Annotated in this window: 31 protein-coding genes; 23 read left to right on the top strand and 8 right to left on the bottom strand. The window is 45.7% G+C overall.

Annotated features, from left to right (window positions below; genetic code table 11):
- Positions 1-65: 65 nt before the first annotated feature.
- The gene (locus tag IRJ25_RS08855) at positions 66-599 is read right to left on the bottom strand and encodes an HD domain-containing protein (protein WP_074037421.1); all 534 of its coding nucleotides are present in this window, start codon (positions 597-599) and stop codon (positions 66-68) included.
- A gap of 222 nt (positions 600-821) precedes the next feature.
- Between IRJ25_RS08855 and IRJ25_RS08850 the strand changes: the two genes are divergently transcribed.
- The 4 genes from IRJ25_RS08850 (at position 822) to IRJ25_RS08835 (ending at position 3,659) form a co-directional block, all read left to right on the top strand.
- The gene (locus tag IRJ25_RS08850; protein ID WP_015881216.1) at positions 822-959 is read left to right on the top strand and encodes a hypothetical protein; all 138 of its coding nucleotides are present in this window, start codon (positions 822-824) and stop codon (positions 957-959) included.
- 177 nt (positions 960-1,136) lie between these two features.
- Positions 1,137-1,535: a transcriptional regulator SpxA gene (gene spxA, locus IRJ25_RS08845; protein ID WP_015881217.1), complete on the top strand. Its 399-nt coding sequence runs from the start codon at positions 1,137-1,139 to the stop codon at positions 1,533-1,535.
- Between the two features lie 171 nt (positions 1,536-1,706).
- On the top strand, positions 1,707-2,363 hold the full coding sequence (gene mecA, locus IRJ25_RS08840; protein WP_015881218.1) for an adaptor protein MecA: 657 nt from the start codon (positions 1,707-1,709) through the stop codon (positions 2,361-2,363).
- Positions 2,364-2,426: 63 nt separating this feature from the next.
- Positions 2,427-3,659: a DUF2254 domain-containing protein gene (locus IRJ25_RS08835; protein ID WP_264092366.1), complete on the top strand. Its 1,233-nt coding sequence runs from the start codon at positions 2,427-2,429 to the stop codon at positions 3,657-3,659.
- Positions 3,660-3,697: 38 nt separating this feature from the next.
- Here the strand turns inward: IRJ25_RS08835 and IRJ25_RS08830 are convergent, their stop codons facing one another.
- A complete protein-coding gene (locus IRJ25_RS08830; protein WP_074037417.1) occupies positions 3,698-4,423 on the bottom strand; it encodes an SDR family NAD(P)-dependent oxidoreductase in 726 nt (241 codons plus the stop codon).
- A gap of 83 nt (positions 4,424-4,506) precedes the next feature.
- Between IRJ25_RS08830 and cls the strand changes: the two genes are divergently transcribed.
- The 3 genes from cls to pepF are packed head-to-tail and all read left to right on the top strand — an operon-like array spanning position 4,507 to position 8,911.
- The gene (gene cls / locus IRJ25_RS08825) at positions 4,507-6,018 is read left to right on the top strand and encodes a cardiolipin synthase (protein WP_015881221.1); all 1,512 of its coding nucleotides are present in this window, start codon (positions 4,507-4,509) and stop codon (positions 6,016-6,018) included.
- 12 nt (positions 6,019-6,030) lie between these two features.
- The gene (locus IRJ25_RS08820; protein ID WP_269318118.1) at positions 6,031-7,086 is read left to right on the top strand and encodes a competence protein CoiA; all 1,056 of its coding nucleotides are present in this window, start codon (positions 6,031-6,033) and stop codon (positions 7,084-7,086) included.
- 22 nt (positions 7,087-7,108) lie between these two features.
- Entirely contained in the window at positions 7,109-8,911 is a 1,803-nt protein-coding gene (gene pepF / locus IRJ25_RS08815) for an oligoendopeptidase F (RefSeq protein ID WP_269318116.1), read from the top strand.
- 204 nt (positions 8,912-9,115) lie between these two features.
- Here pepF and IRJ25_RS08810 read toward each other — a convergent pair whose 3' ends face one another.
- Together IRJ25_RS08810 and IRJ25_RS08805 are read right to left on the bottom strand one after the other, a co-directional pair.
- The gene (locus tag IRJ25_RS08810; protein ID WP_074037413.1) at positions 9,116-9,889 is read right to left on the bottom strand and encodes a DsbA family protein; all 774 of its coding nucleotides are present in this window, start codon (positions 9,887-9,889) and stop codon (positions 9,116-9,118) included.
- 86 nt (positions 9,890-9,975) lie between these two features.
- Positions 9,976-10,557 carry a CYTH domain-containing protein gene (locus IRJ25_RS08805; protein ID WP_074037412.1) on the bottom strand — a complete coding sequence of 194 codons (582 nt, stop codon included), beginning with the start codon at positions 10,555-10,557 and terminating at the stop codon, positions 9,976-9,978.
- A 109-nt stretch (positions 10,558-10,666) separates the two neighbouring features.
- Between IRJ25_RS08805 and IRJ25_RS08800 the strand changes: the two genes are divergently transcribed.
- Genes IRJ25_RS08800 through IRJ25_RS08790 form a run of 3 tightly spaced genes read left to right on the top strand, consistent with a single transcriptional unit; the run spans position 10,667 to position 12,988 of the window.
- A complete protein-coding gene (locus IRJ25_RS08800) occupies positions 10,667-11,311 on the top strand; it encodes a GTP pyrophosphokinase (protein WP_214684573.1) in 645 nt (214 codons plus the stop codon).
- 12 nt (positions 11,312-11,323) lie between these two features.
- Positions 11,324-12,121 carry an NAD kinase gene (locus IRJ25_RS08795; protein ID WP_196430470.1) on the top strand — a complete coding sequence of 266 codons (798 nt, stop codon included), beginning with the start codon at positions 11,324-11,326 and terminating at the stop codon, positions 12,119-12,121.
- A gap of 3 nt (positions 12,122-12,124) precedes the next feature.
- The gene (locus IRJ25_RS08790) at positions 12,125-12,988 is read left to right on the top strand and encodes an RluA family pseudouridine synthase (RefSeq protein WP_269318115.1); all 864 of its coding nucleotides are present in this window, start codon (positions 12,125-12,127) and stop codon (positions 12,986-12,988) included.
- Between the two features lie 35 nt (positions 12,989-13,023).
- Here the strand turns inward: IRJ25_RS08790 and IRJ25_RS08785 are convergent, their stop codons facing one another.
- Positions 13,024-14,190: an FtsW/RodA/SpoVE family cell cycle protein gene (locus tag IRJ25_RS08785; RefSeq protein ID WP_031421494.1), complete on the bottom strand. Its 1,167-nt coding sequence runs from the start codon at positions 14,188-14,190 to the stop codon at positions 13,024-13,026.
- Positions 14,191-14,339: 149 nt separating this feature from the next.
- On the opposite strand from IRJ25_RS08785, the gene fabI reads away from it, so the two are divergent.
- The gene (gene fabI / locus IRJ25_RS08780) at positions 14,340-15,113 is read left to right on the top strand and encodes an enoyl-ACP reductase FabI (protein WP_074037406.1); all 774 of its coding nucleotides are present in this window, start codon (positions 14,340-14,342) and stop codon (positions 15,111-15,113) included.
- Positions 15,114-15,196: 83 nt separating this feature from the next.
- Positions 15,197-15,385, top strand: coding sequence for a hypothetical protein (locus IRJ25_RS08775; RefSeq protein WP_015881231.1), 189 nt, complete (start codon positions 15,197-15,199; stop codon positions 15,383-15,385).
- 2 nt (positions 15,386-15,387) lie between these two features.
- On the opposite strand, the gene IRJ25_RS08770 is transcribed toward IRJ25_RS08775, so the two are convergent.
- Positions 15,388-15,897, bottom strand: coding sequence for a YjcG family protein (locus IRJ25_RS08770; protein ID WP_015881232.1), 510 nt, complete (start codon positions 15,895-15,897; stop codon positions 15,388-15,390).
- Between the two features lie 175 nt (positions 15,898-16,072).
- Here IRJ25_RS08770 and IRJ25_RS08765 point away from each other — a divergent pair, with 175 nt between their 5' ends.
- From IRJ25_RS08765 to IRJ25_RS08750, 4 genes are read left to right on the top strand one after another with little or no spacing between them, the layout of a single operon-like run.
- The gene (locus IRJ25_RS08765; RefSeq protein WP_015881233.1) at positions 16,073-16,618 is read left to right on the top strand and encodes a phosphatidylglycerophosphatase A family protein; all 546 of its coding nucleotides are present in this window, start codon (positions 16,073-16,075) and stop codon (positions 16,616-16,618) included.
- Positions 16,618-17,205 carry a phosphatase PAP2 family protein gene (locus IRJ25_RS08760; protein WP_074037404.1) on the top strand — a complete coding sequence of 196 codons (588 nt, stop codon included), beginning with the start codon at positions 16,618-16,620 and terminating at the stop codon, positions 17,203-17,205. The genes IRJ25_RS08765 and IRJ25_RS08760 overlap by 1 nt, the downstream gene beginning before the upstream one ends.
- Positions 17,202-17,738: a hypothetical protein gene (locus IRJ25_RS08755; protein ID WP_269318114.1), complete on the top strand. Its 537-nt coding sequence runs from the start codon at positions 17,202-17,204 to the stop codon at positions 17,736-17,738. The genes IRJ25_RS08760 and IRJ25_RS08755 overlap by 4 nt, the downstream gene beginning before the upstream one ends.
- Positions 17,731-17,943, top strand: a complete 213-nt coding sequence (locus tag IRJ25_RS08750; protein ID WP_269318113.1) for a hypothetical protein — start codon at positions 17,731-17,733, stop codon at positions 17,941-17,943. The genes IRJ25_RS08755 and IRJ25_RS08750 overlap by 8 nt, the downstream gene beginning before the upstream one ends.
- A gap of 60 nt (positions 17,944-18,003) precedes the next feature.
- Here IRJ25_RS08750 and IRJ25_RS08745 read toward each other — a convergent pair whose 3' ends face one another.
- Together IRJ25_RS08745 and IRJ25_RS08740 are read right to left on the bottom strand one after the other, a co-directional pair.
- Positions 18,004-18,291 carry a hypothetical protein gene (locus IRJ25_RS08745; protein WP_015881237.1) on the bottom strand — a complete coding sequence of 96 codons (288 nt, stop codon included), beginning with the start codon at positions 18,289-18,291 and terminating at the stop codon, positions 18,004-18,006.
- Positions 18,292-18,563: 272 nt separating this feature from the next.
- Positions 18,564-19,295, bottom strand: a complete 732-nt coding sequence (locus IRJ25_RS08740) for a hypothetical protein (protein ID WP_074037395.1) — start codon at positions 19,293-19,295, stop codon at positions 18,564-18,566.
- 149 nt (positions 19,296-19,444) lie between these two features.
- Between IRJ25_RS08740 and IRJ25_RS08735 the strand changes: the two genes are divergently transcribed.
- The 7 genes from IRJ25_RS08735 to IRJ25_RS08705 all read left to right on the top strand — a co-directional run bounded on the left by IRJ25_RS08735 (position 19,445) and on the right by IRJ25_RS08705 (position 24,103).
- The gene (locus IRJ25_RS08735) at positions 19,445-20,020 is read left to right on the top strand and encodes a GNAT family N-acetyltransferase (RefSeq protein WP_015881239.1); all 576 of its coding nucleotides are present in this window, start codon (positions 19,445-19,447) and stop codon (positions 20,018-20,020) included.
- Positions 20,017-20,736 carry an alpha/beta fold hydrolase gene (locus IRJ25_RS08730; RefSeq protein WP_269318112.1) on the top strand — a complete coding sequence of 240 codons (720 nt, stop codon included), beginning with the start codon at positions 20,017-20,019 and terminating at the stop codon, positions 20,734-20,736. The genes IRJ25_RS08735 and IRJ25_RS08730 overlap by 4 nt, the downstream gene beginning before the upstream one ends.
- On the top strand, positions 20,723-21,283 hold the full coding sequence (locus IRJ25_RS08725; protein ID WP_159562028.1) for an NADPH-dependent FMN reductase: 561 nt from the start codon (positions 20,723-20,725) through the stop codon (positions 21,281-21,283). Before IRJ25_RS08730 ends, IRJ25_RS08725 begins: the two co-directional genes overlap by 14 nt.
- 68 nt (positions 21,284-21,351) lie before the next feature.
- Positions 21,352-21,591: a hypothetical protein gene (locus tag IRJ25_RS08720; protein WP_015881242.1), complete on the top strand. Its 240-nt coding sequence runs from the start codon at positions 21,352-21,354 to the stop codon at positions 21,589-21,591.
- 84 nt (positions 21,592-21,675) lie between these two features.
- Positions 21,676-22,767, top strand: a complete 1,092-nt coding sequence (locus tag IRJ25_RS08715; RefSeq protein ID WP_269318111.1) for a virulence factor — start codon at positions 21,676-21,678, stop codon at positions 22,765-22,767.
- 245 nt (positions 22,768-23,012) lie between these two features.
- A complete protein-coding gene (locus IRJ25_RS08710; protein WP_015881244.1) occupies positions 23,013-23,207 on the top strand; it encodes a hypothetical protein in 195 nt (64 codons plus the stop codon).
- 98 nt (positions 23,208-23,305) lie between these two features.
- Positions 23,306-24,103 carry a BsuPI-related putative proteinase inhibitor gene (locus IRJ25_RS08705; protein ID WP_269318110.1) on the top strand — a complete coding sequence of 266 codons (798 nt, stop codon included), beginning with the start codon at positions 23,306-23,308 and terminating at the stop codon, positions 24,101-24,103.
- The last annotated feature ends 26 nt before the right edge of the window (positions 24,104-24,129 follow it).

Here is a 24,129-nt window from a genome sequence, read left to right as displayed (position 1 = left end):
CTGACTCATTTATTGAGTCAGGATTTTTTTGCACAAAAAAATCACCTATTAAAGTAGGTGACTGATTATCCGTTCGAGATGCGTGGTAAATTAGAAAGACGTTCCACGATGGCGTCGATTAGACGGACGCGAGCTAACGCATCTTCAATTTCCATTGTCTCGTAATGATGAAGACCGCCTGGCTGCTCCACATACGTGTCCGCGTCATGGACGAGCTGTTGAAGTGGAGTTCGTTGAATACGACTCGGTGGTAGGTAGGAATCCGTGTGCAAGAGAATCATGACAGAAATCTCTTTTGCTCGGGCTGGATCTTCCCCTAAACGAATCAATAATTTGTGGGCACGTTCGGCCCCCTTAATCGCATGGATATCGTTCTGACGATACAAATCATAATTCCATTTACCTTCTGTATACCATTCATAGTGTCCGATATCATGAAGAAGCGCAGCTTTCGTCGCCAAATCTGTATCAAGACCACGTTTCGTTGCCATTTCGAGAGCGCGTTCACAGACGTCGACCGCATGTTTTAAGCCAGATCGAGTTAAATATTTTTGGGTAACCGGATGTTTCATAATCGTTTCTAAAGTGATTCTCATCATCGCTCTCCTCCTTTAAAATAAAAAGGTTATTTCTATAAACTATACAGGTTTCTTCAATTCATTGCAAATGATATCTGTGTAAATTTGAGATGAACGTGTAAGAATGATTCACATTTCACAAACGAGTGTGCTATAATTTAAATGTAGATATAGTGCAACTTCAAGATTTTCAGAATCGGTAATGCTCGGTCGGTTCCTTACGCTGTATGGGGGTGAGAGGCCATGAAAGAACGTGACAAAGTTCTGCGAGAGAAAAAGAGACTTTTGAAAGAAGTATTGAAGAAAAAGCTGAAAGACTTACAAGTCAAGCCAGGGAAAGAGACGGTGTCTCAACCGGTTTCTCGAATCCCTGCGTCTTAAGTTAGGTCGTTCAAGGTCGCATTCAACGAATGCGCCCTCTTTTCATATCTGATTGATAAAGAATATCATTGAAGTTTTGATAAATAAGAATTACTATAATTAAGTGGATGCGAATTTGGGTATACAAATAGAGTCACTTAAAAAGATGGACGCATACTCGATCAGGGAGGAAGAAAAATGGTCACACTTTATACGTCTCCAAGCTGTACATCTTGCCGAAAGGCACGGGCTTGGCTCGAAGAACATGATATCCCGTTTACAGAACGAAACATATTTTCAGAACCGCTCTCATTGAATGAGATTAAACAAATTTTACGTATGACAGAAGACGGGACGGATGAAATCATTTCGACTCGCTCGAAAGTCTTTTCTAAAATCGATGTGTCTGTTGATGCGTTATCTCTTCAACAGCTTTACGATTTGATTCAAGAATATCCAGGTCTTTTACGTCGTCCGATTCTGATTGATGAGAAACGTTTACAGGTCGGATATAACGAAGATGAGATTCGTCGATTCTTGCCACGTAAAGTTCGGACGTTCCAATTACAGGAAGCCCAGCGACTTGTGAATGAATGAGAGCATACTGTTTAAGCAGTGTGCTTTTTATTATCGATTATTTCCTATAAAATAAAGTTATAACCCTTCATCTAGATTGAACGATGTTAAAAAGGGTACAAAGATAAAAAGACAATTTCCCCTCTCCTCCTTATGTGAATTGGGAGCGAGGTGAGAAGGGAGTGGACAATCGTGAAAATTGAGCGCATCAATGATAATACCGTCAAATTTTTCATCACATACGTGGATATCGAGAAACGTGGTTTTGCTCGTGATGAAATTTGGTACAATCGAGAACGAGGCGAGCAGCTGTTCTGGCAAATGATGGACGAGGCTCACGAACGTGAAGACATCTCGTTTGATGGTCCACTATGGATTCAAGTACAAGCTTTTGAAAAAGGTCTAGAAGTGACTGTGACAATCGCGAAAAATGTAATGGACACGGAAGACGATTCTGAACTCGGTTCGCTTCTTCGATCAGCAATCGATGAGGCACGGGATCAACAATCGGTACTCGACCAATTGAGTGAGTTGGATGAACTTGAAGCCGAGGCAGATGCTTGGGCACCACTCGCGATGGAAACAAATGATTTCGAGGCAATCATTTCGCTGAGTAAACGTACAGGAGACATGTTCAGCGATCTTGATTTGAAACTATACCACTATCAAGACCGTTACTACTTGTGGATTGATTTCCCGGATGAAATGGAACCGGAAGACGAAGAGAATGCACTCAGTCTTTTAGCAGAGTATTTAACATTCAGTACACAGACGCAACCGATGCTAGAAGAGTATGGGAAACTCATTCTCGATGGCGACGTCTTTGCGAAAGTGCGTCACTATTTTTAATGGTACATCGCCTGTTCAGTTGGACAGGCGATTTTTTCAAATCGACGGTAAAGAGGTGTTGGTATGGTGAGACGAATTCGATTACTACTTGATGACAGTGCATGGTTTGTCCCATTTTTATACGGAATGGGTGGCATCGTATTAACGGCATTAACCCAAGTGTTTGGGGATTTTTTTCGTGATTTATTACCAGACTTTATTTATTTAGATCTGGACTCAGCGGCATCCGTGTTGTCTTCGACATTTACGAGCCTGATGACGATGATGACGTTCAGTTTTTCCACGATTCTGGTCGTATTGACAACATATTCTTCTCAGTTCTCTCCCCGGACGATCAATAACTTTTTGACGAACTCGTCGGCCAAGCATACGCTCGGTCTTTTCATCATGACGACGGTTTATGGGATTTCGAACTTATTCCTCGTCCGTACGGCAGATGAAGGCGTCGTGTTGTCGTCCGGGATCAGTGTGCTCTTAGTTATTGGTTCGATTTGGGCATTCGTCAAGTTCATCCAGACGATCAGTGTTTCGATTCAGGCGGAACGTCTATTGTCCGCGTTACATAAAGAAGCGCTCTCTGTCATCAGCGAGCAAAAAGATGCGATTGAGTCGGATGAGGTTCATCTCGTCCTGCCTCGATCCGTCCATTCATTCGATGGTCAAGCGGTACGAGCTCCGCGAACAGGGTACATCCGATTGTTTTTAAGAGAGAAGCAAGGAGATCAAGAAACGGACTTTGAGTCCGTCGTAGCCGTCGGGGATTTCGTTGCTAAAGGTGATTTACTCGGATTCTGGAAGGGTGAGGATGTGCCGGACATCGAGTTGTTTGAGATTGGCGAAGTTCGTTCTTCGATGCAAGACCCGTCATTTGCGGTTGAAAAATTGAGTGAGATTGCGCTAAGAGGAATCTCTCCAGGAATCAATGATCCGAACACGGCAATTCATGCGATTCATTACATCGGGGATATTTTAAGAGAACTTTGTGAATTACCAGATGGTGATTTTTTGTATTCGAACGGGAAGTCTGACTGGCATGTGAAACGAAAAACGCTTGAGACGATTCTATTTGAATCGCTATCGCCGATGCAGACTTATGCGAGCCGAGATATCTTTGTGATGGGGTCCGTGTTCGAGGCGATTCGAATGGCGCGCCTCCAAGCACATGAAACACTCGATTCGACATTTGAGGACATGATTCAATATTTTGCGGATGTGATTGATTGGGATCGTCTTCATGCGAAAGAACAGAACTATTTGCGCAATAAGATGAATCGGGCTAAAAAGATGACGACATGAGTAGAGACCACCTGTTCTAAAGAAGAGGTGGTCTCTGTTCAAGACAATGTATATCCGCCATCGACTGTGATGGCTTGGCCGTTAATGTAAGTTGAAGCATCAGTCAATAAAAATTCTACGACCGGCGCCACTTCCTCAGGATGTGCGGCATGTCCCCGGAAATGGTGGGTCATCGCCTCTTTGAACTTTGCTTCACCCCCATATAGCTTGTGACTGAGCGGTGTGTCAATCGGTCCAAAACAAACGGCATTGAATCTTACTTTTCCTTTCATTCGGTGTGCGAACGTTTTAGTTAAGGCTATTACGGCCGCCTTTGAAGCGGCATAGTGCGCGAGCATCGGTGGAAACTTGACGTGCCCAACGATGGCGGCATTGTTGACGACACTCGCTCCTTGGTCAAATAGGGGAATGGCACGTTGTGTGACGGTGTTCAGCGCATACAAGTTGACATCGAATACCTCGTTATACGACTCATGTGTCAAACGTTCAGGTGTGCCCGGTCTACCAAAAGTAGCGGCGTTATTAAATAATCCGTTCAAGGTCACACCTTGCTCTTTCAACTGAGAGAAAAGATGGTCGATGTCCTCTGTCGAAGCAAGGTCACATCGAATGAATGTGGCTTGTCCATTTGAATCAGACTCGAGAGAGGTGCCTCTTGTTTCATCCCGACCGATCCCGATGACTCGGTGCCCCTTAGCAGTCAACTGTAAAGCGACGGCGCGACCAATCCCGCTTGTCGCACCTGTGATCAGAAAAGTCCCCATAATTCATTCGCTCCCCTCAAAAAGATGACGTTACGATGTATAATTAATGATAATACATGACAGAAACGAGGTCAGCTTATAATATGTTGCGACGCATACAAGTACTCTTTTCCCTCATTTTGCTCGCAGGACTCATTGCGATATTATCGTATTACTGGAGCTCACAAGTAATTGGATTGTTCTCGATTCTCGTCTTTTTGACAACGTTCAGTATATTACTCGTCATCTTACTTGAAAATCGAAATCCACAACGTACGCTCATTTGGGCAATCGTCATGATTGGTTTTCCAGTCATCGGATTATTTGCATACTTTGTATTCGGCCAGAACTATCGACGTAAACGTATGTTCAAAGAAAAAGCGATGCTTGATGAAGAGACATACTTGGCCTATCGTCAGAAAGCGATGACGTTGTCGCCGTCTCTTATGTTCGCCCACGACGATTATGAGAAGCTGATGCATCTTACTTCTTCGTTGAACCAATTACCTGTTTCATCGAATACGTATACCCAAATCTTGACGAACGGCCGTGAAAAATTCTCGAAGTTATTGCCGGCTCTGAAAGGAGCGTCCCGACACATACATCTAGAGTATTATATTTTTCGGGAAGATCGTATTTCTCGGGAAATACAGCGAATCTTGATTGAAAAGGCGAAGGCGGGGGTCGAAGTCCGGTTTTTGTACGATGCGGTCGGGTCCATTCATACGAGTGGCACGTTCTTTGAAGAGATGAAGCAAGCCGGTGTCCAAGTCCAGGCATTCTTTCCAGTTGTATTGCCACTCGTTTCGAGTAAGACGAACTATCGAAACCACCGAAAAATCGTGGTCATCGATGGTACCGAGGCATTCACAGGTGGCTTGAATGTAGGGGATGAGTACTTGGGTGAGCACTCTAAGTTCGGATTTTGGCGCGACACTCATCTGTATGTCAGAGGAGAAGGGGTATCTGAACTGCAACTGATTTTCTTGCAAGATTGGTATTACATGACCGGGGAACGCCTATTCACACCGTTCTATCTAGAGCCGCTTGAGACGGTAAGAAGTGCGAGCGGAGGGGTTCAAATCGTTGCGAGTGGACCGGATGAACCTTATGAGACGATGAAATCCATTTACTTTTCACTCATCAATGCTGCAAAAAAATCTGTCTACATTTCGTCACCTTACTTGATTCCGGATGAAGACATTATGAGTGCCTTAAAGACGGCATCATTATCAGGAATTGATGTCCGCATCGTCTTACCGAGTTATCCCGACCATAAAATCGTTTTCTACGCGAGTCGGTCCTATTATGAAGAACTGTTACTCGCCGGTGTAAAGATCTATCTATATGAGAAGGGATTCATGCATTCAAAAGTCATCGTGGTGGATGATGGATTAGCCACGATTGGGACGGCGAACATGGATTTTCGGAGCTTTCATTTGAACTTCGAGGTCAATGCGCTCCTCTATAACACGAACTCAGTCCATCAACTGAAACAAGACTTATATGATGATTTCGAAGGGTCACACGAACTCGTATTAGAAGAGTTCGCGAAACGGTCATTCTTTATCAAACTCGTTGAATCATTAGCCAGAATGTTTTCACCATTGCTATGAGGAGGGAGCAAGATGCGGTTTGCAATCGATCGGGAAGGGGATATCGTTGATTCCTTTACATTAAATCGGATGCAAGCAGAGCAACTTGCTCCTTTTCGATGCCCGACTTGTCAAGAAATGTTGATTGTGAAGCAAGGTGTGAAGAAACGGCTGCATTTTGCGCATATCCACACCTGTGGGAGAGCTGAATCGGTCATGCATCATCAGGATAAATGGGCAATATGCCAGTGGCTTCAAGAGAATGGCTATCCTGTCGAGCAAGAAGTGACGATTAAGAATCGTCGGGCTGACATCCTCACGAACATGGACGGGCAGCACACCGTGTTCGAAATTCAGGCGTCTCCTTTACGATCTGGAGAATACGCCGAACGAACGAATGATTATCGACGAGCGGGGTTTGATGTGGTTTGGATTGCGAGCGGTCTCGATTTGAGAAGCAATCAATCGTTTCAACCATGGATGCGTCTAGAACTTTTTCAGCGACATCGGTTGTTGACGGTGAAAAATGGGAGATTGTTACGCTTCAATGGATTTCCGATTTCGATCAAGTATGGAATCGGAAACTGGGAAATCTCATCTTCAGTGAACACGTCACCGTACGAAGCCTATTATCGGTTCGATGCTTTTGAATGGATAGAGATGATTCGTCGTAAACGCATGTCGCCGATTTATCCGTCTCCGCTAAATCGACGGCTCATATTGAATCGGCTCTATCCACTTGGTCTGTTACCCGGATTATTACCGACCGCCTGTTACCTTCCGCTTTCATCGCTTTGGGGAATCCGTGTACATCCAATTGATTTTCAGACCGTGCATTATTTGAATCGATACGAGTCACCGCGCGATTCCGTGGAATGGAGTATTCAAAAAACATGTCGACAATTTGGAGTGACACCGACATGCGACTTTTCCCAGTCATTTCATGTACAATGGAAACAACTCTTGAATGCGAGTCGTCTATCCTGTGATGTCAGGTCATGGCCGCATCCAAAGCATTACGAGGAGGCCAGACATCACGATACACGTTTGTTTCAAGGACTTCAGCGATTGATCTTACAATCGACTTAATCATCGAAAAGGAAGTGGACGTATGTCAGAGGTATTGACTAGACAGCAAGTTCCAGTGGAAGAAACATGGAACTTAGAAACCATCTACAGCAATGACGAGGCTTGGGAATCGGATTTTCAAGCGTTAAAAGAGAAAGTGCCGGCATTGATTGGATTTAAAGGACGCCTTGGGGAGTCGGCGGAAACGTTGCACGAAGCGTTGCAACTTCGAGACGATCTCTCACGTCAGTTACATAAGCTATATACGTATGCTCATATGCGCTATGACGAAGACACGGCGAATAGCCATTATCAAGCATTGAATGATCGTGCCGGCTCACTTGCGTCTCAAGTTTCAGCACAACTCGCGTTTATGACACCTGAGTTGCTCTCGATTGATGAGAATCAGATTGAAGCCTTCATGGAGCAGAATGAGTCACTTCGCGTTTATCGTCATGCATTCGATGAGTTGGCACTAGAGCGTCCACACGTGTTGACGGAGGCGGAAGAATCGATTTTGGCACAAGCCGGAGATGTGCTTGGTCAATCGAGCTCGACGTTCGGTATGCTCAACAACGCAGATTTAAAATTCCCGAAAGTGAAAAATGAAAAAGGGGAAGAAGTTGAGTTGACGCACGGTCGATATATCACGTTCCTTGAATCGGCTGACCGAAGCGTTCGCGAAGGGGCATTTAAAGCGATGTACGGGACGTACGCGCAATATTTGAATACGTTCGCTTCAACATTATCTGGAAGTGTGAAGAAAGATAACTTCTATGCGACTGTCCGTAAGTTTGAAAGTGCAAGACAGTCCGCGCTCCATCATAATGCGATTCCGGAGTCTGTATACGACGGGCTTGTAGAAGCGGTAAACGAACGACTCGACTTGTTACATCGTTATGTCGCGTTGCGTAAGCGAGCGCTCGGCTTAGATGAGTTGCATATGTATGACCTCTACACACCGCTCGTCAAAGATGTCGAAATGAAAGTATCGTATGAAGAAGCGAAACAATGGATGGTAGATGGTTTGGCACCACTCGGAGAAGAGTACGTCCAAATCGTCAAAGACGGTCTCGATTCGCGTTGGGTCGACGTTCGAGAGACACGCGGTAAGCGTAGCGGTGCTTACTCCTCGGGAGCATACGATACGCAACCGTTCATCCTGATGAACTGGCAAGATAACGTCAACAACTTGTTCACGCTTGCACACGAGTTCGGACACTCAGTGCATAGTCATTACACGCGCGCATCGCAACCATATCCGTATGGCGATTACTCGATCTTCGTTGCAGAAGTGGCATCGACGACGAACGAAGCTTTGTTGAATGACCATTTGTTGAAAACGAGAACAGCGAAAGAAGAACGTCTCTACTTGTTGAACAATCAGCTTGAAACGTTCCGTGGAACATTGTTCCGTCAAACGATGTTCGCTGAATTCGAACACATGATTCATCAAGCTGCTCAAGAAGGCGTATCGCTCACTCCGGAGTACTTAAATGAAACATACCTCGAGTTGAACAAACGTTACTTCGGAGACGAGATTGTCATCGATGAAGAGATTTCATATGAGTGGGCGCGCATCCCGCACTTCTATTACAACTACTACGTCTATCAATATGCGACAGGGATTTCGGCATCTGCTGCACTGTCACAACAGATCATGGAAGAAGGGGAGCCAGCCGTGCGTCGTTATATCGATAACTTCTTGAAGGCGGGTTCTAGTGACTATCCGATCGAGGTGTTGAAGGCGGCTGGCGTCGATATGACGACGAAGGAGCCGGTATTAAAAGCGCTCGATCAGTTCGAAGCGGTTCTTGATGAAATGGAATCATTATTGTTCACGTGAACAATATGTGACAATATGCACAAAGAGGTTGTCAGATGATTCTGCACTAGGTATATTATAAGTGTGAAATCAATCACAAACCCCTTTATTGACCGTAAACTTTCTCCCATCTTGTAGGCCTTCCCCGGGCCTCAAGGTTCGATGTCTCTTGTCCCCGCTTGAGACGTCAAAAACCCCATGGCTCCCCGGCCATGGGGTTCTTTTTTATTTCGTTTGAGCCCACGCTTCACCGCTACATCCTGGCACAGGACGGCAACGCTGTTGTAGGGAGAGTTTCTTCAATTCGCGTTCAATCACCGTCTTATCCAAGTCTAGAATGTACGATAGCTCTGTTATGGTCGACGCATCATAGCGTGCCAACACTTTGGCTACATCCCAATCGGTCGAACGGCTCGGTGCATAACCTAACAATTCAGTCATGACCGATTGATAGACGTCGTACGGATAAACCCCTTCAATCTTCAATGCTTCATCACGCGTCACGAATGTGAGTGCGGGCAATAACTCAATCTCCCAATCTTTCAACACTTGATGGTCGACAGCTAGTGCATTCAAGAGCTGGTTCGATTGAAGATCGGCTTCGAGTTCACTTAAATCAAGGCCATACTCTTCGAAAGAACGTGCGATTTCCCATAAATCGATTGAACCAAGTTGTTCACCAGAGAATAGATCATTCACATGCAAATGACGCAAGAAGCGCATCGCATGACGTTTCCCTTGTAATTCCAGCGCTTTGATCATGGTGAGAAGGCGAACTTCTTCCTGACATCCGCCAACACAGCTAGGAACGGTAGAGACCATTCGAAAACGAATCACGTGTCCGTATTCAATCTCTAACTTTTTGATCAGTGTCATCACATGAAAGTTCTCAGGACTTGAGATGTCCATGAAATAGAATAACTCCAATGGCTTATACGTTACTTGAATAGGAGTTTCTTCCAGTGAACAGGATGACCCATTACATTGTTCAAGTTCCATTTGTGTCGCCTCCTCTCGTCAAAAAACTCATTTAACTTTGTAAACTCATTGTAGCAACGAAAAAAAAAGGTTGGCAATGTATCTGCTCAACCTTCCAACCGACTTATTTTTAATTCCATGAATCGGACGATTTTATTTTTAGCGGGACGATAGGGGAGACCATGTTTTTCAAGAAGTCCTTCGAACGCACGTTTTCCCTCTTCTTCATTCGTCACTTCAAATTCTATTTCATAGTCGGTCGTCTCCAAATAATGGCTTTCGTCCAAAACGAGGAGACCGTCTTCTGTCTGGAGCTCTGCCCGGTTCGTCTCGAGTCGACCGAGATGCTCAAGCGGTGCATTTAGCTGAAACGGAGCCAATGCCTGCTTCATTTGCTCGTCATGAATGATTCCATACTTAAACAAATCCTCAGCCTCATCTTCTGTAATTGTGGCGTGTGTCTCAAGTAAGCCGACCTCGTTGGGTTGCTTTAACGTCAGCACTTGACCATGTTTCTTCTCGCGAATGCGAAGTGCTGCCCCGTTCGCTTTTAGCTGAAAGGAAGGGGTGTCGAAATAATCATTCGCCTGCCAACGAACTTGGTCATCAAGCTGATAGGCACGTAGGAGTGTCTCATACTCGTCTTTCGTCAACATTGATTTAAATTCAATTTCCACTTCTTGGGTCATGAATCATCGCTCCATTCTATGAACAATTGTTCGTTTATGATACCATACAAACGGATACATACGGAAAGGACGCGTTTTTTCCGGAAAAGAACGAAAGTGGTGACAGCGTATGCAATCAATGAACTGGGATCAGTTTTTAGTACCGTATCAAATCGCGGTAGACGAGTTGAAAGTCAAATTGAAAGCCGTTCGAAAGCAATTCAAGTCCCAAAATGACCATTCTCCGATTGAATTTGTCACAGGTCGAGTGAAGCCGGTCGGGAGCATTCTCGAGAAAGCGAAACGAAAAAATATCGCTGACCATGAATTGGCGACGGATATGCAGGATATAGCGGGATTACGAATCATGTGTCAATTTGTCGATGATATCGTTCACGTCTTGGATTTGCTACATCGTCGAACAGATTTTAAAATAGTGGAAGAACGCAATTACATTACCCATCAGAAAGACTCGGGCTATCGATCGTATCATGTCATCATCGAGTACCCGGTTCAGACGATTCAAGGTGAAATCCCTACGCTCGTTGAAGTGCAAATCCGCACGCTTGCGATGAATTTCTGGGCCACGATTGAGCACTCATTGAATTATAAATATGATGGTGACATGCCTCTTGAAGTGCAGGAACGATTGAGACGTGCAGCCGAGGCGGCCTTTTTACTCGATGCCGAGATGAGCCAACTCCGCGTTGAAATTCAGGACGCCCAGCAGGTGTTTCGGGATAAAGAGATGAACGTGAAAACGGACGAAGACTAGGGGGAAACCGATATGCAGTTTGCGATTGTATCGAGGGGAGATACGCGATCAGCGGAGATCGCCGAGGAACTGACTCAAAAACTTCAAGCCGCCGGGCATACATTATCTGAACAGCCCCGAATCGTAGTATCGGTCGGAGGGGACGGGACGATGTTACAGGCGTTTCATAAATACATCGACCGACTCGATGAAACGCTACTTGTCGGGATTCATACCGGGCATCTCGGCTTTTATGCCGATTGGCAACCGGATGAGTTGGATGAATTGACCGAGATGATCACGAGCGAATCGTTCGAGCCGGTCTCCTATCCGCTCGTTGAGGTGCTCATTGACTATGAGGACGGGGAGACTGATCGTCGACTGGCGATGAATGATTGCACGATTAAGAACTACAAGCGAACGCTCGTCTGTGATTTATCGATTCGAGACGACTACTTTGAAACGTTCCGTGGAGATGGATTATGTATTTCGACACCATCGGGTTCGACCGCCTACAATAAGGCACTCGGTGGAGCAATCGTTCACCCATCGATTGAAGCCATTCAAGTGACTGAGATGGCTTCAATCAACAACCTAGTGTATCGAACGATCGGTGCACCGCTTCTCTTACCAAAACACCATCAAGTGAAAATCAAACCGCACACGAAAACCGAATTTGAATTGGCGTTTGACCATCAAGAAGCGTTGTCCTGGTCGGATGTCGTCTCGATTCGATGTGCGGTCGCAAAAGAAAAAGTGACGTTCGCTCGCTTCCGGCCCTTCCCATTCTGGCGCCGAGTTCGCGAATCGTTCATCGAGGAAGGAAAGTAACGAATGCAAGGGTTTACGATTCGTCGCGTTGTGGAGAAAGCCGTCCCACTTCGCGACTTTTTAATGCAAGATATGGGGATTTCTCGAAAGATGCTCACACTCGTGAAGCATGAAGGGGATATTGAAGTGAATGGCATGCACCGCACCGTAAGACATGAACTCGAACCAGGGGATGAAGTGATGGTGCGATTCCCGCTTGAAGCCCCTTCACTCGACATGGTCGCCTCAGATCGTCCTATTCGAATTCTGTATGAAGATGATACGCTGTTGGCGGTCGATAAACCGGCAGGGATTGCCACGATTCCATCACGACTACATCCGACCGATACACTTGCGAACGCTGTACTCGGCTATTATCAACGCATCGGTCTGTCATCTGCGATTCACGTGATCAATCGGCTCGATCGCGACACGAGCGGTGTCGTCTTGTTTGCAAAGTATGGATTTATTCATCATCGATTTAGTGAACTTCAGAAAGCGAATGGATTGGTACGTACGTATAAGGCATTGGTCGAAGAAGAAGTGACACCACAAACGATTGATGCACCGATTGGGCGTGCCGAGAACTCGATTATGGAGCGAGTCGTGACAACTGAGGGACAACGCGCCATCACGCATATCCTCGCGTGTCAGCCATTTGAGAGCGGCTCGTTATTGACGATTCGACTCGAGACGGGACGGACCCATCAAATTCGCGTGCATTTGCGCCATATCGGTCATCCGCTCATTGGGGACTCCATGTATGGGGGGACGACTCGTATGCCCCGTCACGCCCTTCACAGCGCGTCTGCGCGATTCATTCATCCGATGACAGGGGATGAGATTCAGATTGATGCGCCAATTCCGGAAGATTTTCGAACTGTATAAAGAAATCCCTCAAGGTAAAACCTTGAGGGATTTTGTCAATCATCATCAAACATATAGGTTTTTGATTTAGAAGCCACGTTCATGACGAGACCGATGGCAATCATGTTCATGATAATCCCTGTTCCCCCGTAACTGACGAACGGGAGGGTAAGTCCAGTGATCGGCAAGACACCGATTGTCATACCGATGTTTTGGAACACTTGGAACGTGAACATGGCGATGACACCGGTGACGATATAACTTCCGAACGCGCTACTAGACTCTAACGCAATGTGAATCATCCGATAGAGGAATAAGAAGAAGACGATGATCACGAGAGCTGCGCCAATGAACCCATAGTGTTCTGCGATAACAGCAAATATGAAGTCCGTTTGAGATTCCGGTAAATAGACGAGACCCTGGCCGTATCCTGCTCCGAACATCTGTCCAGAACCGATTGCCTGTAGCGATTTGATTAATTGGAATGCCAGATCATCTGAATATTCGTAAGGATAAATCCAGGCCTGGAAGCGGTTGAGGGCGTGTCCAGGTACGAATGCTTGTAAGACTTCGAAATGGGCAAAGAACAGATACATGAATGTGCCGATGGTCAAAGCAGCAGCGCTGAAGAGACCAAGAAGCCACTTCCAACCGATTCCCGAGACGATGATGATGGCGCCGAGCATCGTCATCAGAACGAGCCCGGTCCCTAAGTCCGGTTGTGTCACAATCAGCCCGAGCGGCGGGATGGCGACTAGTACCAGTTTCACGAGGAGCCATGTATCGAGTTGTGACGATCCGTAACGTTTATTGTGCTCATAGACGATGGTCGACATGGAAATCAATAAAAAGAGCTTCATGAATTCGGCTGGCTGGAAACTGAATCCAGGCACGTTATACCAACCATACGCCCCGTTGATGTTCGGTACGAGCGACGTGTCACGTAACGGAATCAGACCGACGAGCAGAAGTAGACCGAATGCGTATAAGTACCAATGGATTTTCCGGAGTTGCTCATATTCAATCGTCATGATCGCGAACATTGCAAAAAAGCCGATGACATAACGAATGCCTTGTTCAAGAGCGAAGTTGATATGTTGAAGTCGCGTTGGCAACATCGGTTGAGCGGTATAGATTGCACCGAGACTGATGATCATCAATAGGAAGACGATGGTCAACAGTGTCGTATCTAAACTTTTAAAATATGATTGTATACGGTTCATAATGGAGTCGAATCACCCTTTCTATACGTATTTTATCTTACCGCAACTTAAAAAAATCGCAATACGTAACGAGTCGGTTGACAAAACAGAAACCTTTCTGTAATCTGAGAACAGATATTATCACCAGGTACTAAAAAGGGGAGTTTATGATGTCAATTTATCCAACATTAACGAATAAAACGTACGTCGTCATGGGGATTGCCAACAAGCGCTCGATTGCATGGGCGATTGCCAAAACGCTTGATGAGGCAGGGGCGAAGCTCGTGTTAACGTATGCGGCAGAACGATTCAAATCGGGTCTCGAGTCACTCGCGAGTGAGTTGAAACAAGAAGCGATTCTACTTGAGTGTGATGTGACGAATGACGAAGCGATTGATTCAACATTCCGTTCGATTCACGAACAAGCTGGCGAGATTCAAGGAATCGCGCATTCGATCGCATTTGCTGACAAAGAAGCATTGCGCGGTGAGTTCTCAGAAATGACACGTGGTCAGTTCGCGCAGGCATTAGACATCTCAGCATATAGTTTGACGGCAGTTGTGAAAGCGGCGAAGCCTTACTTCGCACAAGACGCCTCGGTGATCACACTCACTTACCTCGGCGGCGAGCGTGTCGTTCCGAACTACAACTTGATGGGTGTCGCCAAAGCGGCACTTGATTCGAGCGTCAAGTATTTGGCGAACGAATACGGTCCACATGGTGTGCGTGTCAATGCTATCTCGGCGGGGCCGATTCGTACATTGTCAGCCAAAGGGGTTGGTGATTTCAACAGTATCCTTTCTGAGCTTGAACAGAAGGCGCCATTGCGTCGAAACGTTTCGGCGGAAGAAGTAGCTTCGACAGGCCTCTTCCTCCTCTCGGGGATGGGAAGTGGCGTGACCGGCGAAGTCATTCACGTAGATAGCGGATACCATATTTTATAAGTTTGGGGAATGGCGCAGTGATGCGCCATTTTTGTATTACCTCGTGAATAAATCGGGTAAGGACCTATGAAGGAGGTCAGATCATGGGTCCCTATCAGATTGATTTTACTGTCGTACAATACGTCAACCGACAAGTCCAGCCATCAGGTCGAGCAAGCATCGAACCGGTGACACGAATCAAACGTGTCCAACGAATCCGACCTCGACGTGAAGAATGGCTTGAAGAAGAGCAAGAAAAAAACCCCGGTCGCTATGTCGACCGGAGCATATAAGGTTAGCCTCGGAAACGGAACGTCTCATAGACGTTCCATGTTTCATTTTCGAGTTCATACATGACGGCCATACGAGTGATCGTCTCTTCGAAATGAACCTGCTCCATACGCATACGTTCGAGGACGTCGAATAGCTCGGCATCGGTCAAATCTTGACCAATCGTGATGTGCGGCAAGAATTCATATTTCGGTGTTTGGTTGAGCACACCTTCATGCAGTCGTTGCTGAAGAGTCGACAAATCACGTGTCGGTAACACTTTTAAATACAAGACATTGTTCGTCGGTGCGAAAGACCGAACGCCATCGACTTTTAACTGAATCGGTTTAGTCGAATCCGCAACTTGTTGCAAGTACTCGAGTACTTTCGGCAAGTCTTCTTCTGACACCTCTGTCCGCTCTTTAATGGTCACGTGAGGTGAAATCAACGCATATTTTGTGTCATAGCGTTTTCGATAAGAGTTCGCAAAATCTTGCACTTGTTTAGACGGAAATAAGACTACCCCAATCTTCATTCCTCTTCCCCCTTTAATCGTTTAACCTACATGTTAATGATGACCGATTTAATGTGGGAAGTCAAAGCAGGGTTCGTCTTTTTTCAATTTTTCAGTATAATGGTTATATCATATAGAGAGACGATGACTCTCTGAACGAAGGGATGTGAAGCGGGATTTCGATCCTGCGCCTATTATGAAACACGTACCACACTCACGTGATGTCCGAGAAGCGGCTCGTGCTCGTTTGCTCGAACGCGGGGTCACAATTGAATCGATTGCTGAAATCGTATACCAGATGCAGGCACCCTATTCGCCGCATCTTTCTTTAAAAGATTGTATGGATTCTGTCGAGGCGGTTCTTGATAAACGTGAACTACAACATGCGATTCTCGTGGGATCAGAGCTCGATATGTTGGCTGAAAAAGGGCAATTATCTGAACCGCTTCTGTCGATTATCGCCTCAGACGAAGGTTTATTTGGAGTGGACGAGACGATTGCGATCGGTGCCGTCAACACATATGGTTCGATTGCCGTTACGACTTTCGGATACTTAGACAAGGCAAAAATCGGTATCATCAAACAACTCGACACGAAGATGGATGATGGGCAAGTGCATACGTTCATGGACGATCTCGTCGGTGCCATCGCTGCCAACGCTTCAGGACGATTGGCGCACCGATTACGAGATATGGTCGATTTTGGAGAAGAAGAGATGCGTGAAAGAAAAGGGTTGTATTGATGAAGTGGACACCGCAGATGGTGGTCATCACCGGGACGGTCGCATATGTGATCGTGTCGGTGTTTGTCGTTTTAGGGGCGGTCGATCCGATGAACACATTCGTATATGAATGGTTACAGCCGCTACCGGATCGAGTGTTTGCCTACGTGACAGAGCTCGGGAGTGCACAAGTCATTGTGGGTCTCTCCATATTAGGATTGTTGTTCTGGTATTGGCGCGGGGATCGTATCGAAGCGTGGCGCCTAGCGCTCGTCGGAATCGGGACACTTCTGTTTACTCAAGTGCTGAAGCTCGTCTACGGAATCGACCGACCACTCATTGATGCATCCCTCGATGCAACGACATACAGTTTTCCGAGCGGACATGCCTCAGGATCGCTGGCACTATATGGATTGACAGCTTATGTACTGTATCGAAAGAAACAGTCGAGAGTCGTCATCTTCATTCTCTTGTGCCTCGTCCTTGCGGTCTCGCTCAGCCGAGTCATCTTAAACGTTCATTACTTTAGTGATGTGCTTGGCGGTTGGCTCGTTGCGTTGACGATGATTGCATTGTCTGAATGGATCATAAGGAGGAGAACGGTTTGATCGTTGTGGTAGATGTAGCAAAATGGTTATTCGTTCAAAAGAAAGAAGCGGATGAGGCATCAGTTCCCACAATTTTAGTGGAAAAAAATCGAGATGGGGCAACGTGGTTCACCTCGATGAAAATTTTGTTCCAGTTAAAGAAATGGACGGGTCGACGTCGTTTTGTTCCCCTTTTACTGTGTGATGAGCACACCTATCGCTCATATGAAGTTTTTCATGTTGATGCTGTGCCATCATTGGCTCTACTCGACGGAGGGCGGACGTTACTAGTGGACAATAAACGAGATGAGTCATTTGATGTTGTGATACGGGAAAGCGGATTGGAAACAGAAAAATCGATTTTATTGTTCGCGCTTCAGTATATTGAACAGATGACGAATGAATCAGTCGTTTTTGCCGGAGATGAGTCGATTGAGGCGACGCGGATCGTCCCGACAACATTGTTAGACAAGACGGATCGCTTAGAATCCGGACGGCGCCTGTTCGAATGGATGCATGATGAAGACTTACGTAAGGAGAATCAACATGACTGATTGGGAAATGACATTTCAACAATTGTTGGACGGACAAGTGGATGAAGTGAACGTGCCACGCGAAGATTTTTTATCCGTTCGAACCATTTTGATTGAGAAAGGCTGGCTCTTTCAAGTAGTAGGAGAGGCCAAGCATGGTGGCGTGACGATTTATCGCAGAAACCCGGTCACTGCGAATTCATCATTAGAAGAGACGAAGGAATGAAATGACTTCAGTCAAAACAATAAGGTCTGCCTCCCACATGGAGAGCAGACCTTGTTTTGTTTAAGCGTTTGAAGCGAGTTTGATTTTTTGTCGTTTCATCTTGTGTAGTAACCAAGCATAGAGGACTTCACAAGAGTTGTGAGGAAGGGTCAGCTCCACAAGAGGGTGAGCGTGACCAAATATAGTGAAGCGCGAATGGTCTTCGTCGAGCAGAGAGACTTGAATATCCGTCGCATCCTGTAGTGAAATGCGTTGTTCCCCTGCGTGAGCATCTTTAAGTTTCAGCATTTTTCCATTCGTCGCAAACTTGGTGAACGATGAGACTCCTTGTACTTTCAGTTGTTCCATTTCGTGTATCTATCCATCGCGTGATGAATAGATTTTCACCTCGCTTTCTCTATATTGCCTTCCATTCCTCCAGAAGGTTATTCCTAGTATAACGCCTCGTTCGAAAAAGAAAAGTGTTAATTTAACAAAAAATTAAGACAATTTGTTATCAATTTTTAAGAATAGCGTTCAACCCTGTCTAGCATGGGAAGAAGGTTGAAACAATCGGTCTGAAAATAACAAAAAAGAACCTCGTTTCCAGAGGTTCACAACTATTCATTACATGTATGACCTTATAATCGTTCAATCTGCCATGTACGACGACGGTACAACAATTGCCCTTTTAAGGCGATGGATTCTTTCTTCGCATCGAAGTCCTCTTCAAGAACGGACATGTCTTCATAGCGACCCGCTACATAGAATGAGATGACGATTTGGCGATTGAACAAACTGCGTTTCGTATGATCGAAATCGATGATCAGACCTTGAGGTGCCAACTCGAGTAATTCATCAATGACAGGAAGTGGAATCGGAACAAAACTGATGTTACGAATGTCACGATCAAGTTTACTTTGCAACATGTTTTGGACGAAACGATTGATTGTCGACCAATCGCGAATATAAAGACTGCTATGTCGATCGTTTGCTTCATTGAAGAACACAATCTCATTATCGAGCGAATCCAAGAACGGCTTCTTGATTCCGCGTTCCATATGACTTAAAAACAAGATTTCTGCAATTTCATGATCGGACAGAGTTTCGAGCGTGTTGTAGTCCGGAAAATCGATCGCTGTGAATGTTGTTTGGTTATTCAAATACTTAGACGAGAACGAAGATAGTTCATGCGCTTCAATATAACGGAAACGCGACCTCGAGGATTGTCTCATCCCTTTGATATCCGTTCGACAAATGATCATCGGTCTCGTCACGGAAAGCGCTTCTGTTACATCCGCCAACGTCACACCATGGAGTGTGAAGCGTTGGACGTCTCGGTCTTGCTTCAAATAAAAGAGTTGTTTTGACATATGGTATCCCCTCAGTTTGACATACTACGATTATAGTAGCAAAAACACATGCTTTCCGCCATCTTGAGACGGTACAAGAGGGTTGAGTTCGATACATTTGGGAAAATAGAAGTATAATTGAGGAAACGAATAGGAAAGGCGGGTTCCACATGTGGGGATTAAAACGGAGTTTTCCTGAGCTCGCTACGCCCCGGTTTATCCTGCGAGAGCTAGAACCGCGTGATGCTAGAGCACTATATACCATTCTATCCACTGAGGAAGTGATGCGATATTATGGGTCGGACCCGTTGCTTGCCGTCTATGAGGCGAAGAACGTGATCGCTTACTTTAAAGATCAATTTCAGCAAGGGAAGGCCATTCGCTGGGCGATATGCGATCGGATGACGAATGAATTGGTTGGAACGATTGGATTCCATAATTGGACGCCCCAATATTATCGCGCCGAAATCGGGTTTGAGGTTTCCCCTCACTATTGGAGACAAGGGGTGGCTTTCGAAGCCGCTTCAGCTGTCATTCAATACGGTTTTGAAGAATTCAAGTTTCATCGAATCTCTGCGTTGGTCGCACCAGGGAATGAAGGGTCGAATCGACTCGTTCAAAAATTGGGATTTATTGAAGAGGGACTTCTACAAGATTATGCATATAGCCATGGTCGATTCATGGATTTGACGATGTATCGGCTACTCAAAACAGAATGGGAAGAAAAGGAGCACTCGATGATATGAAAGCACTCGTATTGTTACATGGGTTGTGCGGTTCTCCAAAGTACTTTGAACAATTGGAACCGTTATTGAATGCCGAAGTCCACACGCTCACATTACCCGGTCATGCTGGGACAGACGTGGGGCCGGAAACGATGGATCATTTTGCGGACTGGGTCATCGAAGAAATTCGTCTTCGAAGCCTTGCGCGTCCCCTTGTATGTGGGCATTCTTTCGGAGGCTACGTGACGACTAACCTCGTGCGTCGCTATGGAACAGAAATATCAGGATTTGTATTGATTCACTCGACGGCTGCCGCGGATACAGAAGCGGCGCGGGAGAAGCGAAACGGTGCCATTCATCAAGTCATCGAAGAAGGGGTCGAGCCGTTTATTGACGGAATGATTCCAAATGTCTTCTCAAGTGATTCCGACCCGGCGCTCGTTCAACAAGCGATTGCAATCGGATATGAGATGACGGTCGAGGGAATCGTGAACGCGCAACAGGCGATCCGGGATCGTGAAGACGAAGTGGACACCGTCGAAACGACTGACCTCCCCGGCCTATTCATTTACGGCTCAAAAGACCCGAATATGAATGAGGAGCGGGCGTTTTTAGGTGCGTCACGACATACGAAAGCAATCGTTCCGTTCAGTCATATGGGGATGATGGAATCCCCTGAAGAAGAAGCAAAAATCATGAACGAATGGATGCAGGAGGTGGATCATGGAAAAGTATAAGTTAATCGCTATGTCAGGAAGTCTTCGAAAGAAATCTTTTAATACCGCTCTTTTGCATTCGATCATTGAACTGGCTCAAGATGATTTCGACATTGAAGTCGTCTCCATCGAACTTCCACTGTTCAATGATGATTTGATTGATCCAGATGAACCGGAAGTTGTGGCTACTTTGAAGCAAGTCGTTCGGGAAGCTGATGGATTATTGATTGTCACCCCCGAATATAACCATAGTATCCCGGGCGTCCTAAAGAATGCGATCGACTGGCTTTCGCTCGAGCCAGGGACGCCACTTCGGGATAAACCGGTCATGATTGCCGGGGCCTCGCCTGGCATACTTGGAACCGCCAGATGCCAAATCCATCTCCGACAAGTATTTGCCACAAATCGTGCAAATGTTTTACCGGGAAATGAAATTTTCATCACGCATTGTAAAGAAAAGATTGATGATAGTGGGTTGCACGATGAGAAGTCGATTAATCAAATTAACAAAACATTATCGGAATATCGTAAATGGATAGAATTTTGGAAGCGTAACACAAAAAATTAACTTGAAGTCGCTCATGTTGTTTGATAGAAAGGAATTGTGAAAACAAACACAAGAGGAGCGACACCAAAATGGAAACTTACATCGAACTGTACAATGGCGGCGAATTAGGTGATCGGGCGGTAATGAACGATGGGATGACATTTGGACGAATGACGATTGTTGAATTGTTCTATCAATCCAATCATATTTTTGGTTACGTGAAAGAAGATGGTGAAAAACGTTTCTTCCTTGAACCGATTTCAGAGGACGACACATTTACTGTGGATGGGACGACGTATTCACTCCAACAGTTTATCGCGTTGTTTTAAGTAAAATAGAGGATTGATCGAACGCAAGCGACTCGCTTGCGTTTTTTTGTCATTTTCGTCACGATGAAGAGTGAGGTGATGAGGATGAAACTAGTAGCAATCGAACCGACACCAAGTCCGAATAACTTGAAAATCATTGTGGACCCTCCGTTCGAAGGGAGAGGCATAACGTACGATAAAGCGAGTACGGATGCCCCAGCCATCATTCAAGAAATCATTGGGCTTCGAGGCGTCAAATCCGTTTACGCCGTGTCTGATTTTCTCGCTGTCGAGCGACATCCGAAACATGATTGGCATGACGTCATGAATGAAATCCGATGGGCGTTCGGGGAACAAGTTGAGGAAGTCGAATCCACAAAGATGGATACGGACTATGAACCAGTCCATGTATCCGTCCAGTTCGTGCTCGATGTACCGATGCAATTAAAACTCGTCAAAGGGGACGAAGAAAAACGAATCGGGCTGTCGAAACGATTTGTCGATGCAGCGATGGAAGTTCAAGCACAAGTGAAGAATGTCATTCAAGACCGTCGTTGGGTAGAGCAAGCCCCACGCTATGGTGAATTGGATGAAGTCAGTATCATCGCGCAAGAAGAATTGGAAGCGGCGTATCCTGAAGAGCGCATCGAACGGATCGTGGCCCGTGCGTTTGGTCGTGAAGCAGATTTTGAGGCAAACGCGAACCATTTGCAGTCGGAAAATTGGAAAGATCGGATGGCATTCCTGGATGAACTCGAAATCCATCATGAGAATATGCCCTATTTCCGTCGTGCCTTGGAAGATTCCGTGATGGCAATTCGTCGACAAGCGGTCGTCATGATCGGGATGTTTGAAGAACGACGTGAGGAATATGTCACATATATTGAACAAGCTTTAGTGGACGCTTCTCCTATTGTGCGACGAACAGCTGGGGATACGGTCTCCGATTGGGCATTACCTCAGTCACAACCTTCAATGATTGAGGCGCTGAAAGATAAAAACAAACTCGTACGTTGGCGAGCGGCTCGTTTCTTATTCGATTGTGGAGATGAGCGGGCTGTACCTGCCTTGTCGATTGCGGAGGAAGACCGCGAGTTCGAGGTCTCTTTACAAGCGCGACTTGCGAAAGAGCGGATCACGAGCGGCGAGACAGCACTCGGGACAGTATGGCAACAAATTTCGAACCGGTCGAAATGAGATTTCGTTCGACATGTATTGAATCAAATTGATTTACAATTTAAGGTAAAGAGGAGCGTCTGTAGTACGGATTGCTCCTTTTTTTCATGAAATCATATGCACATTTCCCCAATTGACTAACATTTGATGTAAACGTTTCGACAATAGGTAAAATGTCATTGTTGTACTGTCGAACGATAGGACATATATCTTGGTTTCAGATTGGTACACTAGGTTTATCACAGATGAACAAAGGAGCCATACTTATGATATTGTTTGCAGAAACGCCTGAACTTGTAGCTTATAAGGAAGTAGTAGGAGAAACGATGGTCGTCACGTTTGAGTCGATGCACAGTGAGACGTTCTCTATCACGGCTCAAGTCCGGTCTGATCTCGATATCGCAGATTCATTGTTCATGACCGGTTGGCAACAATACATGGAACAAACTAAAGTTTCGTAAAAAAGGTAAATAATATAAGGAAAATCATTACAAACGTCTGCACATTGTATACACTAGTGCTATAGACGTTTTTTATTTTGTTGAGGAGAGTGGGATTCATGAAGAAAACTTGGTTGCTCGCCGTAGTGACGGCAATCTTATTAGTCGTAGCGGGATGTGGGAAAGAAGAGGCGAAACCGAGTCAAGTAAACAGTGATTCGTCTGAACCACCGGCTCCATTGACGCTCGACACGGAAATGGCATACGATGCTTCGGCAAAAACTTTATCAGCTACGATTTCGATGACAAACCCAAATGAGGAAGCAGTCGATGTAACGTTTAATTCGTCGCAACGTTTTCAGTTAGTTGTCAAAAAAGGGGATCAAACCGTATTTGATTACGGAAGTGATTATATGTTCACAGAATCTGTAATTGAGGAAAAATGGGAAGCGAATGATAAAAAAGTATTCGACGAAGTCTTTCCATTGACATTAGAACCAGGCGAATATTCGGTCGAAGTGATTGGGCTCGGTCAAGTTGACGGAGCACCTGAAATTGCTGTGACAGATGAGACGACGTTCACCGTTGAATCTGCTACAACAGAAACTCCGGATGAAGGTACGTCAGAAACACCGGAAGAAACGCCTGCAACAGAGCCGCAGTCGGACGGCGCGTTCCGTGATGTACAAATTGACTTGAATGACACGATGATTCAAGTGAGCGGGTATACGGATGAGGTCGAGTTCGAGTGGTCTGTATCAGACGGACATAATGTTTACGCTCAAGGCGCAGCCGAAGTGACCGGCGGTGGCTTCACGTTTGGGGTATTGCTCGATGAAGCACCGGCGAAAGATCAACCATTGTTCTTAGAGATGACACCAATCGGTGGAGAGGTCACATCATTTAAAGTTCAATAAAACTATGGCGGAAACTGTTGTTTCCG

Origin of the sequence: Exiguobacterium sp. KJ 601, assembly GCF_027161185.1 — a bacterium.
GTDB classification, from domain to species: Bacteria; Bacillota; Bacilli; order Exiguobacteriales; family Exiguobacteriaceae; genus Exiguobacterium; species Exiguobacterium profundum.
This window is presented reverse-complemented; position numbering and strand designations above follow the sequence as displayed.

Excerpts from the sequence above, each read along its gene's own strand:
- IRJ25_RS08775 (WP_015881231.1), top strand. The coding sequence starts at position 15,197 with ATGGGTCCCTATCAGATTGATTTTACTGTCGTACAATACGTCAACCGA.
- cls (WP_015881221.1), top strand. The coding sequence starts at position 4,507 with ATGTTGCGACGCATACAAGTACTCTTTTCCCTCATTTTGCTCGCAGGA.
- IRJ25_RS08715 (WP_269318111.1), top strand. The coding sequence starts at position 21,676 with ATGAAACTAGTAGCAATCGAACCGACACCAAGTCCGAATAACTTGAAA.
- pepF (WP_269318116.1), top strand. The coding sequence starts at position 7,109 with ATGTCAGAGGTATTGACTAGACAGCAAGTTCCAGTGGAAGAAACATGG.
- IRJ25_RS08705 (WP_269318110.1), top strand. The coding sequence starts at position 23,306 with ATGAAGAAAACTTGGTTGCTCGCCGTAGTGACGGCAATCTTATTAGTC.
- IRJ25_RS08800 (WP_214684573.1), top strand. The coding sequence starts at position 10,667 with ATGCAATCAATGAACTGGGATCAGTTTTTAGTACCGTATCAAATCGCG.
- IRJ25_RS08710 (WP_015881244.1), top strand. The coding sequence starts at position 23,013 with ATGATATTGTTTGCAGAAACGCCTGAACTTGTAGCTTATAAGGAAGTA.
- IRJ25_RS08855 (WP_074037421.1), bottom strand. The coding sequence starts at position 599 with ATGATGAGAATCACTTTAGAAACGATTATGAAACATCCGGTTACCCAA.
- fabI (WP_074037406.1), top strand. The coding sequence starts at position 14,340 with ATGTCAATTTATCCAACATTAACGAATAAAACGTACGTCGTCATGGGG.
- IRJ25_RS08850 (WP_015881216.1), top strand. The coding sequence starts at position 822 with ATGAAAGAACGTGACAAAGTTCTGCGAGAGAAAAAGAGACTTTTGAAA.
- IRJ25_RS08720 (WP_015881242.1), top strand. The coding sequence starts at position 21,352 with ATGGAAACTTACATCGAACTGTACAATGGCGGCGAATTAGGTGATCGG.
- IRJ25_RS08765 (WP_015881233.1), top strand. The coding sequence starts at position 16,073 with ATGAAACACGTACCACACTCACGTGATGTCCGAGAAGCGGCTCGTGCT.
- IRJ25_RS08750 (WP_269318113.1), top strand. The coding sequence starts at position 17,731 with ATGACTGATTGGGAAATGACATTTCAACAATTGTTGGACGGACAAGTG.
- IRJ25_RS08805 (WP_074037412.1), bottom strand. The coding sequence starts at position 10,557 with ATGACCCAAGAAGTGGAAATTGAATTTAAATCAATGTTGACGAAAGAC.
- IRJ25_RS08790 (WP_269318115.1), top strand. The coding sequence starts at position 12,125 with ATGCAAGGGTTTACGATTCGTCGCGTTGTGGAGAAAGCCGTCCCACTT.
- IRJ25_RS08770 (WP_015881232.1), bottom strand. The coding sequence starts at position 15,897 with ATGAAGATTGGGGTAGTCTTATTTCCGTCTAAACAAGTGCAAGATTTT.
- IRJ25_RS08835 (WP_264092366.1), top strand. The coding sequence starts at position 2,427 with ATGGTGAGACGAATTCGATTACTACTTGATGACAGTGCATGGTTTGTC.
- IRJ25_RS08795 (WP_196430470.1), top strand. The coding sequence starts at position 11,324 with ATGCAGTTTGCGATTGTATCGAGGGGAGATACGCGATCAGCGGAGATC.
- IRJ25_RS08785 (WP_031421494.1), bottom strand. The coding sequence starts at position 14,190 with ATGAACCGTATACAATCATATTTTAAAAGTTTAGATACGACACTGTTG.
- IRJ25_RS08725 (WP_159562028.1), top strand. The coding sequence starts at position 20,723 with ATGGAAAAGTATAAGTTAATCGCTATGTCAGGAAGTCTTCGAAAGAAA.
- IRJ25_RS08810 (WP_074037413.1), bottom strand. The coding sequence starts at position 9,889 with ATGGAACTTGAACAATGTAATGGGTCATCCTGTTCACTGGAAGAAACT.
- IRJ25_RS08740 (WP_074037395.1), bottom strand. The coding sequence starts at position 19,295 with ATGTCAAAACAACTCTTTTATTTGAAGCAAGACCGAGACGTCCAACGC.
- IRJ25_RS08730 (WP_269318112.1), top strand. The coding sequence starts at position 20,017 with ATGAAAGCACTCGTATTGTTACATGGGTTGTGCGGTTCTCCAAAGTAC.
- IRJ25_RS08830 (WP_074037417.1), bottom strand. The coding sequence starts at position 4,423 with ATGGGGACTTTTCTGATCACAGGTGCGACAAGCGGGATTGGTCGCGCC.
- IRJ25_RS08760 (WP_074037404.1), top strand. The coding sequence starts at position 16,618 with ATGAAGTGGACACCGCAGATGGTGGTCATCACCGGGACGGTCGCATAT.
- IRJ25_RS08735 (WP_015881239.1), top strand. The coding sequence starts at position 19,445 with ATGTGGGGATTAAAACGGAGTTTTCCTGAGCTCGCTACGCCCCGGTTT.
- IRJ25_RS08745 (WP_015881237.1), bottom strand. The coding sequence starts at position 18,291 with ATGGAACAACTGAAAGTACAAGGAGTCTCATCGTTCACCAAGTTTGCG.
- IRJ25_RS08820 (WP_269318118.1), top strand. The coding sequence starts at position 6,031 with ATGCGGTTTGCAATCGATCGGGAAGGGGATATCGTTGATTCCTTTACA.
- spxA (WP_015881217.1), top strand. The coding sequence starts at position 1,137 with ATGGTCACACTTTATACGTCTCCAAGCTGTACATCTTGCCGAAAGGCA.